At 66.8% G+C, this 15,741-nt stretch carries 17 protein-coding genes and 1 tRNA gene; 14 read left to right on the forward strand and 4 right to left on the reverse strand.

Features of this window, described 5'->3' with window-relative positions; genetic code table 11:
• The first annotated feature begins 28 nt into the window (after window positions 1-28).
• The 5 genes from C448_RS13650 (at window position 29) to C448_RS13670 (ending at window position 4,739) form a co-directional block, all read left to right on the forward strand.
• Entirely contained in the window at window positions 29-1,585 is a 1,557-nt protein-coding gene (locus tag C448_RS13650; protein ID WP_004055571.1) for an ABC transporter ATP-binding protein, read from the forward strand.
• Window positions 1,582-2,844, forward strand: coding sequence for an ABC transporter permease (locus C448_RS13655; RefSeq protein WP_004055572.1), 1,263 nt, complete (start codon window positions 1,582-1,584; stop codon window positions 2,842-2,844). The genes C448_RS13650 and C448_RS13655 overlap by 4 nt, the downstream gene beginning before the upstream one ends.
• Window positions 2,841-3,929, forward strand: a complete 1,089-nt coding sequence (locus C448_RS13660; RefSeq protein WP_004055573.1) for an ABC transporter permease — start codon at window positions 2,841-2,843, stop codon at window positions 3,927-3,929. Before C448_RS13655 ends, C448_RS13660 begins: the two co-directional genes overlap by 4 nt.
• Before the next feature lie 229 nt (window positions 3,930-4,158).
• A complete protein-coding gene (locus tag C448_RS13665) occupies window positions 4,159-4,530 on the forward strand; it encodes a nuclear transport factor 2 family protein (protein WP_004055574.1) in 372 nt (123 codons plus the stop codon).
• Complete coding sequence (locus C448_RS13670; protein ID WP_004055575.1) at window positions 4,530-4,739, forward strand: hypothetical protein; 210 nt, start codon at window positions 4,530-4,532, stop codon at window positions 4,737-4,739. The genes C448_RS13665 and C448_RS13670 overlap by 1 nt, the downstream gene beginning before the upstream one ends.
• Here C448_RS13670 and C448_RS13675 read toward each other — a convergent pair.
• Window positions 4,736-5,689 (reverse strand): zinc-dependent metalloprotease, encoded by a 954-nt coding sequence (locus C448_RS13675; protein ID WP_004055576.1) that lies wholly within the window; start codon window positions 5,687-5,689, stop codon window positions 4,736-4,738. The two genes, C448_RS13670 and C448_RS13675, sit on opposite strands and share 4 nt — an antisense overlap.
• 38 nt (window positions 5,690-5,727) lie before the next feature.
• Window positions 5,728-6,171: a hypothetical protein gene (locus C448_RS13680; RefSeq protein WP_080503209.1), complete on the reverse strand. Its 444-nt coding sequence runs from the start codon at window positions 6,169-6,171 to the stop codon at window positions 5,728-5,730.
• 95 nt (window positions 6,172-6,266) lie between these two features.
• Between C448_RS13680 and C448_RS13685 the strand changes: the two genes are divergently transcribed.
• From C448_RS13685 to purF, 4 genes are read left to right on the forward strand one after another with little or no spacing between them, the layout of a single operon-like run.
• Window positions 6,267-7,325: a M20/M25/M40 family metallo-hydrolase gene (locus tag C448_RS13685; protein WP_004055578.1), complete on the forward strand. Its 1,059-nt coding sequence runs from the start codon at window positions 6,267-6,269 to the stop codon at window positions 7,323-7,325.
• Between the two features lie 51 nt (window positions 7,326-7,376).
• Window positions 7,377-7,613: an LSM domain-containing protein gene (locus C448_RS13690; protein WP_004055579.1), complete on the forward strand. Its 237-nt coding sequence runs from the start codon at window positions 7,377-7,379 to the stop codon at window positions 7,611-7,613.
• Window positions 7,610-7,783: a 50S ribosomal protein L37e gene (locus C448_RS13695; protein ID WP_004055580.1), complete on the forward strand. Its 174-nt coding sequence runs from the start codon at window positions 7,610-7,612 to the stop codon at window positions 7,781-7,783. The genes C448_RS13690 and C448_RS13695 overlap by 4 nt, the downstream gene beginning before the upstream one ends.
• Window positions 7,783-9,204 (forward strand): amidophosphoribosyltransferase, encoded by a 1,422-nt coding sequence (purF, locus tag C448_RS13700; protein ID WP_004055581.1) that lies wholly within the window; start codon window positions 7,783-7,785, stop codon window positions 9,202-9,204. Before C448_RS13695 ends, purF begins: the two co-directional genes overlap by 1 nt.
• Here purF and C448_RS13705 read toward each other — a convergent pair whose 3' ends face one another.
• Window positions 9,205-10,020 carry an alpha/beta fold hydrolase gene (locus tag C448_RS13705; RefSeq protein ID WP_004055582.1) on the reverse strand — a complete coding sequence of 272 codons (816 nt, stop codon included), beginning with the start codon at window positions 10,018-10,020 and terminating at the stop codon, window positions 9,205-9,207.
• 123 nt (window positions 10,021-10,143) lie between these two features.
• On the opposite strand from C448_RS13705, the gene C448_RS13710 reads away from it, so the two are divergent.
• Window positions 10,144-10,228, forward strand: a tRNA-Leu gene (locus C448_RS13710).
• A 366-nt stretch (window positions 10,229-10,594) separates the two neighbouring features.
• Here the strand turns inward: C448_RS13710 and C448_RS13715 are convergent.
• Complete coding sequence (locus tag C448_RS13715) at window positions 10,595-11,659, reverse strand: polyprenyl synthetase family protein (RefSeq protein ID WP_004055583.1); 1,065 nt, start codon at window positions 11,657-11,659, stop codon at window positions 10,595-10,597.
• Window positions 11,660-11,747: 88 nt separating this feature from the next.
• Between C448_RS13715 and C448_RS13720 the strand changes: the two genes are divergently transcribed.
• Genes C448_RS13720 through C448_RS13735 form a run of 4 tightly spaced genes read left to right on the forward strand, consistent with a single transcriptional unit; the run spans window position 11,748 to window position 15,710 of the window.
• Window positions 11,748-13,049: a M28 family peptidase gene (locus C448_RS13720; RefSeq protein WP_004055584.1), complete on the forward strand. Its 1,302-nt coding sequence runs from the start codon at window positions 11,748-11,750 to the stop codon at window positions 13,047-13,049.
• 43 nt (window positions 13,050-13,092) lie between these two features.
• Window positions 13,093-13,533, forward strand: a complete 441-nt coding sequence (locus C448_RS13725) for an acyl-CoA thioesterase (protein WP_004055585.1) — start codon at window positions 13,093-13,095, stop codon at window positions 13,531-13,533.
• 60 nt (window positions 13,534-13,593) lie between these two features.
• The gene (locus C448_RS13730) at window positions 13,594-15,087 is read left to right on the forward strand and encodes a TraB/GumN family protein (RefSeq protein ID WP_004055586.1); all 1,494 of its coding nucleotides are present in this window, start codon (window positions 13,594-13,596) and stop codon (window positions 15,085-15,087) included.
• Window positions 15,084-15,710 carry a zinc metalloprotease gene (locus C448_RS13735; protein WP_004055587.1) on the forward strand — a complete coding sequence of 209 codons (627 nt, stop codon included), beginning with the start codon at window positions 15,084-15,086 and terminating at the stop codon, window positions 15,708-15,710. The genes C448_RS13730 and C448_RS13735 overlap by 4 nt, the downstream gene beginning before the upstream one ends.
• Window positions 15,711-15,741 lie beyond the last annotated feature (31 nt).

Raw genomic sequence — 15,741 nt, forward strand, 5'->3', positions numbered from 1 at the left:
GGGACGGACCGCAGGGCGTGGGTGACGCATGACCGACGCGGTCGTCCTGGACGATATCACCAAGCGCTTTCCGGGCGTCGTCGCCAACGACGCGGTCGACTTGACCGTGGAGACCGGCAGCGTCCACGCACTGCTCGGCGAGAACGGTGCAGGAAAATCCACGCTGATGAACGTCCTCTACGGGCTCTACCAGCCCGAGGGGGGTACGATCGAGCTCGACGGAGAGGTTCGGGAGTTCGACGCGCCGCGCGACGCCATCGACGCCGGTATCGGCATGATCCACCAGCACTTCATGCTCGTGCCGCCGATGACCGTCGGCGAGAACGTCGTCCTCGGCAACGAACCCACCAAATGGGGCGGGCTCGCGACCGATCGCTCGCGGGCGCGTGAGGCGGTCCGCGAGCTCTCCGAGCGCTACGGCTTCGCCGTCGATCCCGACGAGCGCGTCGAGGAGATCAGCGTCGGTGAGCGCCAGCGCGTCGAGATCCTGAAGGCGCTCTACCGCGGTGCCGATCTGTTGATCCTCGACGAGCCGACGGCGGTGCTCACCCCACAGGAGGTCGAGGAGCTGTTCGACGTCTTCGAGGAACTCACCGCCGAGGGGAAGACGGTCCTGTTCATCACGCACAAACTCGGCGAGGCGATGACGGTCGCCGACGACATCACCGTCCTCCGCGACGGCGAGAACGTCGGCACCGTCGACGCCGACGGGACCGATCGCGAGCAGCTCGCCGAGATGATGGTCGGCCGCGAGGTCGTGCTCGACATCGAAACCGAATCCGTCGAGACCGGCGGGACGGTGCTCGATGTCGACGAACTCACGGTCACCGAAGAGGGAACCGATCAGGTCCGGAACGTCGACTTCGAGATACGCGAGGGCGAGATCCTCGGCGTCGCCGGCGTCGACGGCAACGGCCAGGCCGAACTGGTCGAGGCGCTCACCGGACTCCGATCGCCGGATGAGGGAACGGTGACGCTCGACGGCGAAAATCTAGCCGGCGTCTCACGGCGTGGCCACATCGAGCGCGGGATGGCCTACGTGCCCGAAGATCGCCAGGAGCGCGGGCTCGTCATGGATTTCGATCTCACGGAGAACGGCGTGCTCGGCGGTCAGCACACCCCGCCCGTCGGTGGGACACGTATCGACTGGCCGAGCGCGCGCGAGCACGCGAGCGACGTCATCGAGACCTACGACGTGCGCCCGCCGGACCCCGAGGCGGGAGCGAAGTCGCTGTCGGGCGGGAACCAGCAGAAGTTCCTCGTCGGCCGTGAACTGGAGCGCGATCCGGGGATGGTTGTGGCGACCCACCCGACGCGGGGCGTCGACGTCGGCTCGACGGAGTTCGTCCACGACCGACTGCTCGCGCTCCGCGAGTCCGGCGTCGCGGTGCTCCTGATCTCGGCGAATCTCGCCGAGGTGCGCGGGCTCTCCGATCGGCTCGCGGTGATGCACGACGGCGAGTTCGTCGATGTCGTCGATCCCGAGACGGTGACCGAAGAGGAACTCGGCCTGTTGATGGCCGGCGAACGACCGGACGAGCCGACGACGGCCGAGAGCGTCAGCGCCGACGGGGGTGAACGGTGAGCGCGCGCGATCGCATCGAGAGCGGGCTCCGCCGGCTCGTGGCGGCGTCGTGGGCCGAACGGCTTGGACTCAGTTTCGCGGCGCTCGTGGCGTCGGTGCTCGTCGGCGGGCTGATCGTCTTCTTCTCGGGGACGGCCGCGACCTGTCAGGAGCCGGCCTACGGCGTGTTCGGACTCACCTCCTGTTACAACCCGATCTCGGTCTATTCCGTGCTCGTGACGGGTGCGTTCGGCAGCATTCTCTCCGACCCGTTCAACTTCAACGTGGCGCTCACGCTCAAGGAGACGACGCTGCTGATCTTCACCGGGCTGTCGGTGGCAGTGGCCTTCCGGGCCGGACTGTTCAACATCGGCTCGCAGGGCCAGCTGATCTTCGGCGGGCTGGCGAGCGCCATCACCGTGCTCACTGCCGGGCCGCTGCTGACGGGCGTCGGCGGGTTCCTGCTGGTGCCGCTCGGCATCCTCGCCGGTGCGCTCGGCGGTGCGTTCTACGGGGCGGTGCCGGGCGCGCTCAAGGCCTACGCCGGCGCGAACGAGGTGATCACGACGATCATGCTCAACTTCGTCGCCGAACAGGTCGCCTTCTTCGTCGTGTCGGCGTACTTCGCCGCGCCCGACAGCCAGTCGGTCGAGACGAGTCAAATTCCGCCGGCCGCGGTGCTCGAATCGGCGCTGTTCGGCTCCGGCAGCGACTTCTCGATCGTCGCGTTCGTGGGCGGGCTGGTGCTCGTCGCCGGCCTCTACTACCTGATCAAGTACACCGCCTTCGGCTTCGATCTCCGGACCAGCGGGCTCCAGCCCGAGGCCGCACGGTTCGGCGGCGTCGACGCCAAGCGCACGATCGTGTCGAGCATGGCACTGTCGGGAGCGTTCGCGGGCATCGGCGGTGCGGTCTGGGTGCTGATGGTGCTCGGTCGGTTCCAGACGGGCGTGCCCGCGCTCGGCTTCGACGGCATCACCGTCTCCATTCTCGCCGGCAACAACCCGCTGGGCGTGGTGCCCGCGGCGCTGCTGTTCGGCGTGCTCAAGAGCGGCTCGCTGGCCGTCCAGCTCTCGACCGGAGTCCCGATCCAGCTGGTCGGCGTGCTCCGCGGGCTGATCATCCTGTTCGTGGCGATGCCGGAGTTCTTCCGGCTGCTCGGCAAGCGGTTCGTCACGACCGATCGCGAACCGGCCGTCGCCACGGACGGCGGCGAGCAGACCCCCACAGAGCCACCATCGACCGGTGGCGACGCGGGCGACTCAGGGGGTGAACGATGAGCGTCGGACGGCTGCGATCGGCGCTAGACGGCGGCGATCTCCGGCGCGGGCTCGCCTACGGCTTGGCGGCGTTGGTGGTGCTCGCAGCACTCTACGGGCTGGTCTTCCCGGAGACGATGGCGGGCGACCTGCTGCGGCTGGCGACCAGCGAGAGCACGCTCGGTGCGGCGCTCCGGCTCGCGGTGCCGATCGCCTGCGCGGCCGTCGGCGGTATCTTCGCCGAGAAGGCCGGCGTGATCAACATCGGACTGGAAGGACTGTTGATCATCTCGGCGTTCACCGGCGTGTTCGTCACCGACGCGGTCGGCTCGGTGTTCTCGATTCCGGGCATCTGGGTCGGTTTCGTCGCCGGCGTGCTCGCGAGCACGCTGCTCTCGTTGTTGTTCGCGGTGGTCTGCATCAAATTCCGTGCCGATCAGATCATCGCCGGGCTCGCGGTCTGGCTCATCGCGCTCGGGCTCGCACCGTTCGCGGCGACGGTCGTCTACGGCAGCGTCAACACCTCCAGTGTGGGCACGCTCGGTACGTGGACGATCCCCGTGCTCTCGGAGCTGCCGTTCGTCGGCCCGGTGCTGTTCGACGCCAGCCCGACGGTCTATCTGATGTTCCTGGTCGTCGGCGGCGGCTGGTACGTGCTCAACCGCACATCGTTCGGCCGGCACGTCCGCGCGAGCGGCGAGAACCCGAAGGCGCTCGACACCGCCGGCGTCGACGTGACGCGGGTGCGCTATCTGGCGATCACGCTCTCGGGCGTGCTCTCGGGCATCGGCGGCGTCGGCCTCTCGCTCGGCCAGGTCGGACAGTTCATCGGCAACGGCCAGACGATGGTCAACGGCAAGGGGTTCATCGCCATCGTCGCCTACCTGTTCGGCAACTACAACCCGCTCGGTGCGTTCGGGGCCTCCGTCCTGTTCGCGGGGCTCGACGCGCTCCAGCTCCGCCTCCAGCAGATCCCGGCCTACGCGGTGCCGAGCTCGCTCGTCCAGACGATCCCCTACGTCACGGTGATCGTCGTCCTCGCGCTCGTCGGCCACACGCGCGTTCCCTCGGCCGCCGGCGATCACTACGAGTCCGGCGAGGACTGAACCCTCTTTTCAGTATCGAGATCCGTTCGACGACCGAGTTTCCTCTAAAACGAGTATCACGGGCAGCGGGTTGATGACGACCGCACCGGTACGTGAGCGATGCGCGTTCGTGACTGTCAGGACGAGGCAGAACGCCTACTCGACGCCGAACTCGACGAGCTCGTCGCCGAAGACGGAACGGATCGCGGCTTCCAGTAAGCGTAAACCGGATCGCCGCCACCGCCCGACAATGAGCGCCGAAGCCACGATCGAGGAGTACTACGATGCGCTCCGTGCCGGCGAGCCGCTCGCAGCCTTCTTCGCCGCCGACGCACTCGTCAAGTTCGGTATCGGCGAGCGTCTGGAGGGCTCCGACGGGATCGCCGCGGGACTCCGCGAGCAGACGCGCACGACCGAGGACTGGATCGTCGAGAGCCACGATCTGCGAGTCATGGAAGAAGGGGAGTGGGCCTGGTTCGCCGACGACGTGCGGATGGCGTGGGACGACATCGAGAGCGACGAACACCACGACCATCGAACGCGGTGGAGCGGCGGACTCCGCCGGACGGACGATGACTGGCGGTTCGTCGGGATGCACGTCAGCGCGCCCGGGGACAGCTGATGGTCGGGCCGACCACGCGCGAGGAGCGACGGACGGCTTCGCGCCGGTTCAAACTCGCGTTCGTCTGCCTCGTCGGCCTCTCGGGCGGTCTCATCGCGTTGCAGGGCGGTGGGTCGCTTCTCGCCGTGTTGCTCGCGGTGCTCGCCGGTCTCGTCGTCGGGATCGTCATGGTCGCATTCGCCTTTCCGACCGGTCTTCGCGAGGATTAGTCGACGCGCGCGAGCCACGTCTCGGGCGCATCGAGTTCGTCGTCGCTCGGGAGGTTTTCGGGAGCCCCCCAGACGAGACTGGCCGTCTCGATGTCGCGCGCCTCGACGACGTGTTCGAAGAATGCCTTGCCGCGCTCGTACTGGCGGCGCTTCATGCCGAGCCCGAGCAAACGGCGGACGAGGGCGGCGATCGGACCGCGACCGCGCCGGCGCGCTTCGACTTTCTCGCGCAGGTCCTCGTATTCGTCGTCGAATGCGCGATCCATCAGCAGTTCGGCGTAGCCCTCGACGGCGGTCATCGCGGCGTTCAGCTCGCGCATCGACTGGCGGTCGACCCGGCCGTCGCCGAGCGCGTCGACGCTTTGCTCCATTCTGGCTTCGAGGTGATCGGGCAGCCACGGTGCCGCGCCGAACTCGGCGGCGTGTGTCACCTCGTGGAAGGCGATCCAGCGGCGGAACCGCTCCTCGGCAACGTCGAGTTCGTCGGCGACGCGGGCGATGTTCGGCTGGACGAAATACAGCGCATGCGACTCGGTCGGCGATTCGGCGAGCAGGAGGGGATCGTACTGGCCGAGCACGTTGTTGGCGAGGAAGGCGAGCGCGACGCTCATCGAACCGGTGTTGAGCACGCGTGCGAACCCGGCCAATCCGGGGCCGGTCGTTTCGAGCGTTCCGAGCACGCGCTCGAAGGTGGCCGTGTTGGCGTCGATCCAGTGGTGGCGGTTCTGCACCTCGATGGTGTCGGGCACGTCGAAGTCGACGCCCGCGACCTCGCTGACACGTGTCCGCGCGTCGCGGACGTCCCGCGCGTAGCCGTCGCGTTCCGCCGCCGAAAGCGAGAGTTCGCCGGGATCGACGGCGGCCGTCGCCGCCTCGGTGACGGCTCTCCAGTCGATGAGGCCGTCGCCGGAGGCCGTCGTGATCGCACGAACGCTATCGGAGAGGGTCACGGGAGAAACGACGTACCGACCGGTCAAAGCGCTTTGCCTTACAGCTCTTCGAACTCGTTCTCGAACTCGTCGTCACCGCCGAGATAGCGCCGGACGAGCATGACGACACCGGCGAGCACGAGCAGTTTGAGCAACGTCCGCGTCTTGCTGCGACCGCCCGACTCGTCGTCCTCGTCGGCGACGGTCTCGTCGATCTCGACGACGGCACCGTGCTCGTCCTCGTCTCCTTCGCCGACCTGTACCGTGTTGCCGCCGTCGGCGCTGGCCTCTGTCGAACTCGCCGCCGTCGAACCCACCTCGGACGAATCCGATTCGCTGCCGAAGTCGGTCTCGGCGAACGACGACTGCTCGTCGTCGGTTTCGCCGAAGCCGAGTCGGTCGCGGACGAGATCGCCGATGTCCGACGTGAGCTCCAGATCGCTCGTGAACTCGTTGTCCTCGGCGTGCAGGTGGAGTTCGAGCAGGGTCAAGTTGTCTGCCATGCCGACGAGTTCGCTGCGAGCCACCTTATTCGTTTGGGCTTCGAGTGCCGGCAGCGTGGCGGGAACTTCATCAGCCTCGAAGCAGTACGGCGATCGTGAACGACCGACAACGTACGTTTCTGGACGAACTGCTCACGACGCCGAGCCCGTCGGGTTTCGAAACCCGCGGCCAGCGCGTCTGGATCGACTACGTGAGCGAGTTCGCGGATGAGGTGCGAACCGATTCGTACGGCAACGCCATCGCCGTCCTGGAAGGAGCGAGCGATGCACCGACCGTCGCGCTGACCGGCCACGCCGACGAGATCGGCTTCGTCGTGCGCGACATCGACGGTGAGGGGTTCATCAGGATCGGTGCCATCGGCGGTGCCGACAAGACCGTCTCGCGCGGCCAACACGTCACGATCCACGCCGCCGACGGCCCGATCGAGGGCGTCATCGGCCAGACAGCGATCCACCTCCGCGACGACCACGAAACTGCCGAGATCGAGGACCAACACGTCGACATCGGCGTCGCGGACGAGGAACGCGCACGGGAGCTGATCGCAGTCGGCGATCCGATCACGATCGAGAGCACGATCAGCGAGCTCGACGACAGCCGGCTCGCCGCCCGTGGCATGGACAACCGCATCGGCACGTGGGCCGCCGCGGAGGGACTGCGCCGCGCGAGCGAGGCCGATGTCGACGCGACGGTCTCCGCCGTGAGCACCGTCCAGGAGGAGGTCGGCCTGCAGGGGGCGAAGATGATCGGTTTCGAGCTCGCGCCCGACGCGGCGATCGTCGTCGACGTCACCCACGCGACCGACGATCCAGGGACGCCCGGCAACCGCAGTACGGGCGTCGAGCTCGGCGACGGACCAGTCATTGCCCGCGGCGGGGCGAACCACCCCGCTCTGGTCGACGCACTGCGCGAGAGCGCGGACGCGGCCGACATCGCGACCCAGCTCCAGGCGACGGGCTCGCGGACGGGCACCGACGCCGACGCCATCTTCACCGAGCGCGGCGGAATCCCGTCGCTCAATCTCGGCTTGCCGAACCGCTACATGCACACGCCCGTCGAGGTCATCGACACCGACGATCTCGACGCGCTCGCCGACCTGCTCGGCACGTTCGCGGCCGACGTCGAGACCGACGATACGTTCGCCGTCGAGATCTAGGGCCGTACGCCGGTCGGTACGTTTAAGAGCGCAACCCGGCGAGTGGGCCGTATGAGTGGACGCCCCCTCGACGTACTCGAAGCGAACCTCGGCGACGGCGTCGCCGTCCGGCTGAAGGACGGCGCGACCTACACGGGCGAGCTCGGCGGCTACGACCAGCATCTGAACGTCGTGCTCGAACCTGCAGGCGGCGATTCCGAGCCGTCGGCCGGCGAGGACGAGGCGACGGAGACGGTCGAGAGCACAACGATTATCCGCGGCGACAACGTCGTCTCGATAACACCATGACATCCGGCGGAACGTCGTCCCAAGGGAAGAAGAACAAGACCGTTCACGTGAAATGTCGCCGCTGTGGCGAGGCCTCCTACCACAAGACGAAGAAGGTCTGTTCGTCCTGTGGCTTCGGGAAGTCCGCCAAACGGCGCGACTACGAGTGGCAGGAGAAAGCCGGCGAGTAATGGACGAGAAGTGCGGCGTCGTCGGCGTCTCACTTTCCGACCGCGCCGCCGCCCGCCCCCTTTACTACGCGCTGTACGCCCTCCAGCACCGCGGCCAGGAATCGGCGGGCATCATCACCCACGACGGGTTCCAGCAGCACTCCCACGTCGAGATGGGACTGGTCGGCGACGCCTTCGATCCCGACGACATCGCCGAACTCAACGGCTCGAACGGGATCGGTCACGTCCGCTATCCGACCGCCGGCAGCGTCGATACCGCCTGCGCACAGCCGTTCTCGGTCTCGTTCAAGAGCGGCTCGCTCGGCCTCTCGCACAACGGCAACCTCGTCAATGCGGGTGCGCTCCGCGACGAGCTCGCCGGAATGGGCCACGCCTTTACCTCCGACGGCGACACCGAGGTCATCGCTCACGACCTCGCGCGCAACCTCCTCGACGCGGATCTCGTGACCGCCGTCGAGGAGACGATGGCCACGGTCCACGGCTCGTACTCGCTGGCGGTGATGCACGACGACCGCGTGCTCGGGCTCAGGGATCCACAGGGTAATCGACCGCTCTGTCTCGGCGAACTCGACGACGGCTACGTGCTCGCCAGCGAGAGCGCCGCCATCGATGCGCTCAACGGCGAGCTCATCAGGGACGTGGAGCCGGGCGAACTGATCGTGCTCAACCCCGACGGTACGGGCTACGAGAGCCACCGACTCACCGACCCCGACAACACCGCACGCTGTTTCTTCGAACACGTCTACTTTGCCAGACCCGATTCGACCGTCGACGGCAAGCTCGTCTACGAGGCGCGCCGCGAGCTCGGCCGCGGGCTCTGGGCCGAGAACGGCATCGATACCGACGTCGTGATGCCCGTCCCCGACTCGGGACGGGCCTTTGCCTCGGGCTACGCCGAAGCCGCCAACGAGGACGGCGGCAGTGTCGAGTTCGCCGAGGGACTGATGAAAAACCGGTACGTGGGCCGCACGTTCATCATGCCGAGCCAGGACGAGCGCGAGCGCGCCGTTCGGCTCAAGCTCAACCCGATCAAATCGACCGTCGAGGGCAAGACCGTCACGCTGATCGACGACTCGATCGTCCGCGGGACGACCTCGACCCAACTGGTCGAACTGCTCCACGACGTCGGTGCCGCGGAGGTCCATCTCCGCATCGGCTCGCCGCCGATCGTCGCGCCCTGCTACATGGGCATCGACATGGCGAGTCGCGACGAGCTCATCGCCGCCGGGAAGACCGTCGAGGAGGTCCGGGAGGTGATCGGTGCCGACAGCCTCGGCTACCTCTCGCCCGCGTCGATCGCCGACGCGCTCGACACGGCGCGCGAGGACCTCTGTATGGGCTGTGTAACCGGCGAGTACCCCTACGATATCGACGGCGAGGAAACCGACCGCGCCGTCAGCCGACCGGTCATCGGCGACTGATCAGTAGACATCCTCCAGAAACGATCGGATGGCCGCGGTCGCCGCTTCCGGGTTCTCCGTGTTCGAGCTGTGGCCAGCCTCGGGAATCAGTTCCTGGCGAGCGTCGGGAAGCGCGTCGAGCATCGATTCGGTGCGCTCGGGTTCGAGCGAGACGTCCTCCACGCCGTGGACCGAGAGCACGGGCACGTCGATGGCCGACAGTTCGTCGGTGAAATCCGGCCGATCGAGCCACGAGTGCATCTCCCGATAGAACCCCTCCGGCGGGTAGGTCCGCCAGCGCTCGACCCAGTGCTCGACGAGTTCAGGGTTCTCCTCCAGCGTCGTCGCGCCGAACAGCTGGTTTTTCGCGACGTCGATTAGGTGATCGGCGAACGCACCGTCCGCGCGGATCTGTGCGGCCATCTGTCGGTACTGCTCGCGCTCCTCGTCGGTGTGGGGTTCGGCGATGGCGTCGATCAGGACGATACCTGACAGTTGTTCGAGATAGCGCTCGGCGAAGCGCAGCGTCATGAACCCGCCCATCGACATCCCACAGAGGACGAACGTGTCGATGTCGAGCGCGTCGGTCAAAGCGTCGACGTCGTCGGCCAGATCGTAGAGATCGTACTCGGTCGCGTACTGGTCGGTGCGCGCCCGGAGATCGTAGGCCACCGCCCGGTAGTCGTCGCTGAGAGCGTCGATCTGCGGGTCGTACATCGTCCGATCCATCAGCGTCCCGTGCGCGAAGACGATCGCCGGCCCCTCGCCGCGATCGGTCACGACCGTCTCCGGGCGCAGTCGGTACCGCTCGGTCGCCGTCTCGCTCGATTCAGGCATGACAATGACACGGCTGCGGGCGGCTTATAGCTAGGCGCGTGTGCTCCGGGAACGTGCAATCGTCCGACAGGGAGCAGTGAGATGGAAGCGCTTTTATTGGGCCGGGCGATACCAACGACTCGCGCGTGGGTAGCCAAGCTAGGCCAACGGCGCAGCGTTGAGGGCGCTGTCCTGTAGAGGTCCGCCGGTTCAAATCCGGTCCCACGCATCCACCTTTTGCTGCGCTTCGCTCGCTAGCGCTCGCTTCGCTGGCAAAATCTGGACCAAAAGCCAGCGTCACCCCACTCACTTCGTTCGGGGGTTCCTCGGCCCGCTCACTCGCGTCGCTCGTTCGCGGTTCGATACCTATAGCAACCGCAGACCGCACAGCACCACAGAAGCCCTCACTCGCTCCCTCCGGAAGAGCTTCGCTCTTCCGTGCTCTCGTTCGCCTTCGGCTCACGAGAACTCCGGTCGCTCGTTCGCCCTTCATCCACCAGGAGAGCATACTCTCCTGAGCCTCGGCTCGTTCCACTCGCCGAGACACCAAGGTCAGCAGGCCGCACAGCAACTCCGCAACCGCACAGCAGCCGACTCAAACGTCGCGTTCGACGACAAATCGGGTGAAATCGGCGAGGTTTTCGGCGGGTTCGTCGGCGAGGTCGAGTTCGGCGAGATGGTCGCGTGCTTCGGTGGCGATATCGAGGGCACACTCGCGGGCGTAGGCGACGCTATCGGTTTCCTCGAAGATAGTGATGACCTCGGCGATCTCCTCGGTGCTGTTCTCGTCGGCCCAAAGCAGTTCTTCGAGCCTGGCGGCGCGTTCTGGATCGGCCTCGCGAGCGGCGTGGATCGCCATCAGCGTCTTCTTGCCCTCACGGACGTCGTTGCCGATCCCCTTGCCGAACGCGCCGCCGGCCTCGGTGGCGGTCTCGACGTCCAGGATGTCGTCGCCGATCTGGAAGGCGATCGACATCAGTTCGGCGTAGCGTGCGGCGTGGTGTTCGACCTCCTCAGGCTGGTCGGTGAGGATCGTGGCCAGCCGGGCGACGATGCGCCCGAGACAGCCGGTCTTGCACGCACACATTTCGAGATACTGTTGCTCGGAGATCTCGATTGCCTGCTGGTTGTGCCAGTGGATGTCCATCCCCTGACCGAGATGCGTCCGATTCAGTTCGTGCATCAGCATTTCGTAGATCGCGAGGCGGGTGTCGGGCGCGAGGTCGGCAGGGTCGCGCGAGACGATCTTGAGCGGGAAGAAGTACATCGCGTTGCCAGCGTTGAGTGCGACGTCGGTTCCGAACTCGTGGTGGAGTGCCGATTCGCCGCGGCGCATCGTCGCGCCGTCCTCGACGTCGTCGACGATGATCGTCCCGTTGTGGAGAATTTCCGGAATGCAGGCGTAGGGCAGATACTCGTGCGGGTCGGCACCGAACCCCTCGATGAGTAGACAGCAGACGACCGCACGCCAGCGCTTGCCACCGCGATCGAGCAGCGCCCAGACGGGATCGGAGAGCGCGTGCTGGATCGCCGTCGCGTCGTAGTCGTAGGTCGGTGGGCCGAAGAACGACGTCGCGTAGTCGGCACCGGTCTCGCGTGGCAGCAGCCGCTCGATCTCCTCGTCGATGACCGGCCGCCACGCCGCGAGCACGTCGCGCATACACCGAACGGGTCGGGGACGAGCTAAAAAGGCTCGCTCTCACCCGCGAAGACGAAACGCTTAGCACGCGCTCGCCGGCAGCTATCCCATGCACGACTGGATCGGCGAGACGTTCACGAGCGACGCGGGCTGGAACCATCTCGAAACGCTCGTCGACATCGGCAACCGCATGGCTGGCAGCGAGGGCGAGCGCCGCGCCGCAGCAGCCACTCGCGACGCACTCGCCGACGCCGGCGCGCGAAACGCACGATTGGAGGAGTTCGACATCCAGGGCTGGACGCGCGGCGAGAGCACGATCCGCGCGGGCGACACCGACGCCGCCTGCATCGCGCTCCCGCGAAGCCCGAACGCCGACGCGACCGGCGAACTCGTCGATCTCGGCTACGGTCTCCCCGAGGATTTCGCGGATCGCGACATCGAGGGCGAGATCGTGATGGTCGCGAGCGACGTACCCGACCACCACGACCGGTTCGTCCATCGCAGCGAGAAGTACCACCGCGCGGTCGCTGGCGGAGCGAGTGCGTTCGTCTTCCGCAATCACGTTCCTGGCCAGCTCCCACCCACGGGGAGCGTCGCTGGTGCCGACGGTCCGATCGGCGAGATACCGGCCGTCGGCGTCTCGAAGGAGGTCGGCGCACGCCTCGGACGGCGATACGACGGAAAGCAGGTGAGCGTCGCGGTCGAGGCCGAGATCCACGACGCGACGAGTCAGAACGTTCACGCCGAGCTCGGACCGCAGAGCGACGAACGAGTGCTCGTGACGAGCCACGTCGACGCCCACGACATCGCTGAGGGCGCGATGGACAACGGCGCGGGCACGGCGATGGTCGTCGAACTCGCCCGTGCGCTCGCCGAGCGGGAGGACGAGCTCGACATTACTGTGGAATTCGTCGCGTTCGGTGCCGAGGAGGTCGGGCTCTGTGGCTCGGAGTATCTGGCCGCGGAGACCGATCTCGATTCGATGAAGGCGATCCTCAACAACGATGGCGTCGTCGCCGGGCGCACGCTGGCGCTGCTGACGCATGGCTTCGACGAACTCGGTGCGGTCGCGGAGGAGGTTGCCGATCGCTTCGATCACCCGATGAAGACCGTTCCGAAACAGGGCCCCCACAGCGATCACTGGCCGTTCGTCCGCTGGGGCGTACCGAGCTACCACGTCAAGAGCGACACGGGACCCGACCGCGGCTGGGGCCACACCCACGCCGACACGCTCGACAAGCTCGACTCGCGCACGTTCCGCGAGCAGGCGATCCTCCTCACCGAACTCGCCGTCTCGCTCGCCGACGACGAATTCACGGTTTCCCGCGCCGACCCCGACGAGATCGCGGCCGCGCTCGAAGCCGAGGGCGAGGCCGCCGGGATGAAAGTCACCGGCGAGTGGCCGTACTGAAGGAGATACAGCAGGCTCATTCCGCTGCGCGCGAAGGACCGATATGACCGATCTGCGATCGACCTACATCGAGAACCGGGAGATGGTCCAGCCCAACCACGCGAACAACCTCCAGAGCGTCCACGGTGGCAACGTGATGAAGTGGATGGACGAGATCGGCGCGATGAGCGCGATGCGGTTCGCGGGCAACTCCTGTGTCACCGCACGAATCAATCAGGTCGACTTCGAGCGCCCCATCCGTGTGGGCGACGTCGCGCTCATCGAATCCTACGTCTATCAGGCCGGCCGGACGAGCGTCCACGTCCGCCTCCAGACCTACCGCGAGGACATCACCAGCGGGGAGCGCGAGAAGACCACCGACTCGTACTTCGTCTACGTCGCCATCGACAAGGATGGAAACCCGACACCGGTGCCCGAACTCACCGTCGAATCCGAGGAAGGAAAGCGCCTCCAGGACGCCGCGCTCGACGAGAAGGACGGATAGCACGAGTAGCGCGGATTCTATCCCGACAGGGGTAAGGAAGGCCAGTTCGTCCACACCGCAATGAGCGATTCGACGGCGACGACGGACGAGGGAAGCGTCCGCGTCGTCGGGACGGCCCACGTCTCCCCCGAGAGCGTCGGCGAGGTCGAGCGCACCATCACCGAGGAGCGCCCGGACGTCGTGGCGGTCGAACTCGACGAGGGGCGCTTTCGCCAGCTCAAGGGCGAACAGCCCGACGATCTGTCTGCGGGCGATCTCCTCCGCGGCAACACGGTCTTTCAGTTTCTCGCCTACTGGATGCTCTCGTACGTGCAGACACGCCTCGGCGACGAGTTCGACATCAACCCCGGGGCGGACATGCTCGCAGCCGTCGAAACCGCGGAGGAGTTCGGATCGAACGTCGCGCTCGTCGACCGCGACATCCAGATGACGATCCAGCGGTTCTGGGCGCGGATGACCGCCGGCGAAAAGCTCAGCATGCTGTTGAGCCTCCCGCTCGGGTTCGCCTCGCCGCTTGCGGTCGGGATGGGGATCGGGATCGCGCTCGGAGCCTTCCTCGCCATCCCGATCGAGGCGTTCGTCGGCCCGCTCGTACTGCCGGCGACGGCTGCCGTTCCCGGACTCGTCGTCGCGGTGGCTGACTTCCTGGCGGTGGCGATCCTCTCCGGGCTCGTCCTCGGAACGATCCTCACCGCGGCGTTCGTCTGGAGCGTCCCCGAGGAAGAGGAAGCCGAGGAGTTCGACATCGAAGACATGACCGACACCGACGTCGTGAGCACCATGTTGGAGGAGTTCCGGGCCTTCTCGCCGGGCGGCGCGGAGGCACTCATCGACGAGCGAGACGCGTTCATCGCCCACAGACTGGTGGCACTTCGCGAGCAGGGCCATCGGGTCGTCGCGGTCGTCGGTGCCGGCCATCGCGAGGGCATCGAACGCTACCTCCGCGAGCCGGGGACGCTCCCGCCGATGGATTCGCTGGTCGGCCACGAGAGCGGCCGACGGTTCTCGCCGTACAAACTCGTCGGCTACCTGTTCACGCTTGGCTTCCTCGTCTTCTTCGTCCTGCTGGCGATGGCCGGCGCGCGCAACGGCTTCCTTCTCAAACTGTTCGGCGCGTGGTTTCTCGTCAACGGCGTCTTCGCCACCGTGCTCGCCAGACTCGGCGGCGCACACTGGGCGAGCGCGTTCGTCGGCGGCGCGGTCGCGTGGCTCACGAGCGTGAACCCGCTACTGGCCCCGGGCTGGTTCGCCGGCTACGTCGAACTCCGCTATCTCGACGTCAACGTCGGCGACATCAACACCCTGAACGAGATCCTGAGCGACGAGGAAAGCCCGCTCGGCGAACTCTGGGAACGCCTCCGTGAGGTCGCCCTCTTCCGACTCATCGCGATCGTCGCGCTCACCAACGTCGGCTCCATCGTGGCGAGCTTCCTGTTCGCGGCCATCGTCCTCCCGATACTCGCGGCAGGTGTCGGCGGCGTCGACGGCGTCGTCGATCTGATGATCCAGGGAGCCGAGAACAGCGCCGACCTCATCTGGGGGGCGTTCACGTGAGATTCGGCCGGCGCGAACTCGCCGATCTCGCGATCGCGTGGATCGCATTGGGGGTAGCGTTCGCGCTCTTTTTCACCCCACCGCTTCGGCAGATCCTTCTCGCCGGCGACGTCGATCTGCTGCTGTCGGGGCCCGTCTTCCGCTCGTTCGCGCTCAGCATGCTCACCGCCGGCATTGGCTTTCTCCTCCACGAGCTCGCGCACAAACTCGTCGCCCAGCGGTTCGGCCAGGTCGCCCAGTTCCGTGCCGACTACGGCATGCTCTTTCTGGCCGTGGCGAGCGCCTTCGCCGGCTTCCTGTTCGCCGCCCCCGGCGCGGTCTACCACCGCGGACGCATCACGAAACGCCAGAACGGACTCATCGCGCTCGCCGGCCCGGTGACGAACCTCGTTCTCGCACTCGGATTCGCAGCGCTCGCACTGTTCGCCACCGGATTCCTCGGCACGGTCGGCACGTTCGGCGTCGGCATCAATCTCCTCCTAGCGGGGTTCAACATGCTCCCGTTCGGCCCGCTCGACGGGCGCACGGTGCTCTCCTGGAGCGTCGTCGTCTTCGCGATCGCCTTCGTCGTGAGCGCCGGTTCGGCGGTCGCGGTCTTCCTGACGTTCGGTATCGGCCTCTGAACCGGCGAACCGCTCGCCCACCCACCGACGG

Origin of the sequence: Halococcus morrhuae DSM 1307 (assembly GCF_000336695.1) — an archaeon.
Lineage (GTDB): Archaea > Halobacteriota > Halobacteria > Halobacteriales > Halococcaceae > Halococcus > Halococcus morrhuae.

Excerpts from the sequence above, each read along its gene's own strand:
- C448_RS13650 (WP_004055571.1), top strand. The coding sequence starts at position 29 with ATGACCGACGCGGTCGTCCTGGACGATATCACCAAGCGCTTTCCGGGC.
- C448_RS13695 (WP_004055580.1), top strand. The coding sequence starts at position 7,610 with ATGACATCCGGCGGAACGTCGTCCCAAGGGAAGAAGAACAAGACCGTT.
- C448_RS13690 (WP_004055579.1), top strand. The coding sequence starts at position 7,377 with ATGAGTGGACGCCCCCTCGACGTACTCGAAGCGAACCTCGGCGACGGC.
- C448_RS13670 (WP_004055575.1), top strand. The coding sequence starts at position 4,530 with ATGGTCGGGCCGACCACGCGCGAGGAGCGACGGACGGCTTCGCGCCGG.
- C448_RS13715 (WP_004055583.1), bottom strand. The coding sequence starts at position 11,659 with ATGCGCGACGTGCTCGCGGCGTGGCGGCCGGTCATCGACGAGGAGATC.
- C448_RS13680 (WP_080503209.1), bottom strand. The coding sequence starts at position 6,171 with ATGGCAGACAACTTGACCCTGCTCGAACTCCACCTGCACGCCGAGGAC.
- C448_RS13665 (WP_004055574.1), top strand. The coding sequence starts at position 4,159 with ATGAGCGCCGAAGCCACGATCGAGGAGTACTACGATGCGCTCCGTGCC.
- C448_RS13660 (WP_004055573.1), top strand. The coding sequence starts at position 2,841 with ATGAGCGTCGGACGGCTGCGATCGGCGCTAGACGGCGGCGATCTCCGG.
- purF (WP_004055581.1), top strand. The coding sequence starts at position 7,783 with ATGGACGAGAAGTGCGGCGTCGTCGGCGTCTCACTTTCCGACCGCGCC.
- C448_RS13725 (WP_004055585.1), top strand. The coding sequence starts at position 13,093 with ATGACCGATCTGCGATCGACCTACATCGAGAACCGGGAGATGGTCCAG.
- C448_RS13730 (WP_004055586.1), top strand. The coding sequence starts at position 13,594 with ATGAGCGATTCGACGGCGACGACGGACGAGGGAAGCGTCCGCGTCGTC.
- C448_RS13705 (WP_004055582.1), bottom strand. The coding sequence starts at position 10,020 with ATGCCTGAATCGAGCGAGACGGCGACCGAGCGGTACCGACTGCGCCCG.
- C448_RS13720 (WP_004055584.1), top strand. The coding sequence starts at position 11,748 with ATGCACGACTGGATCGGCGAGACGTTCACGAGCGACGCGGGCTGGAAC.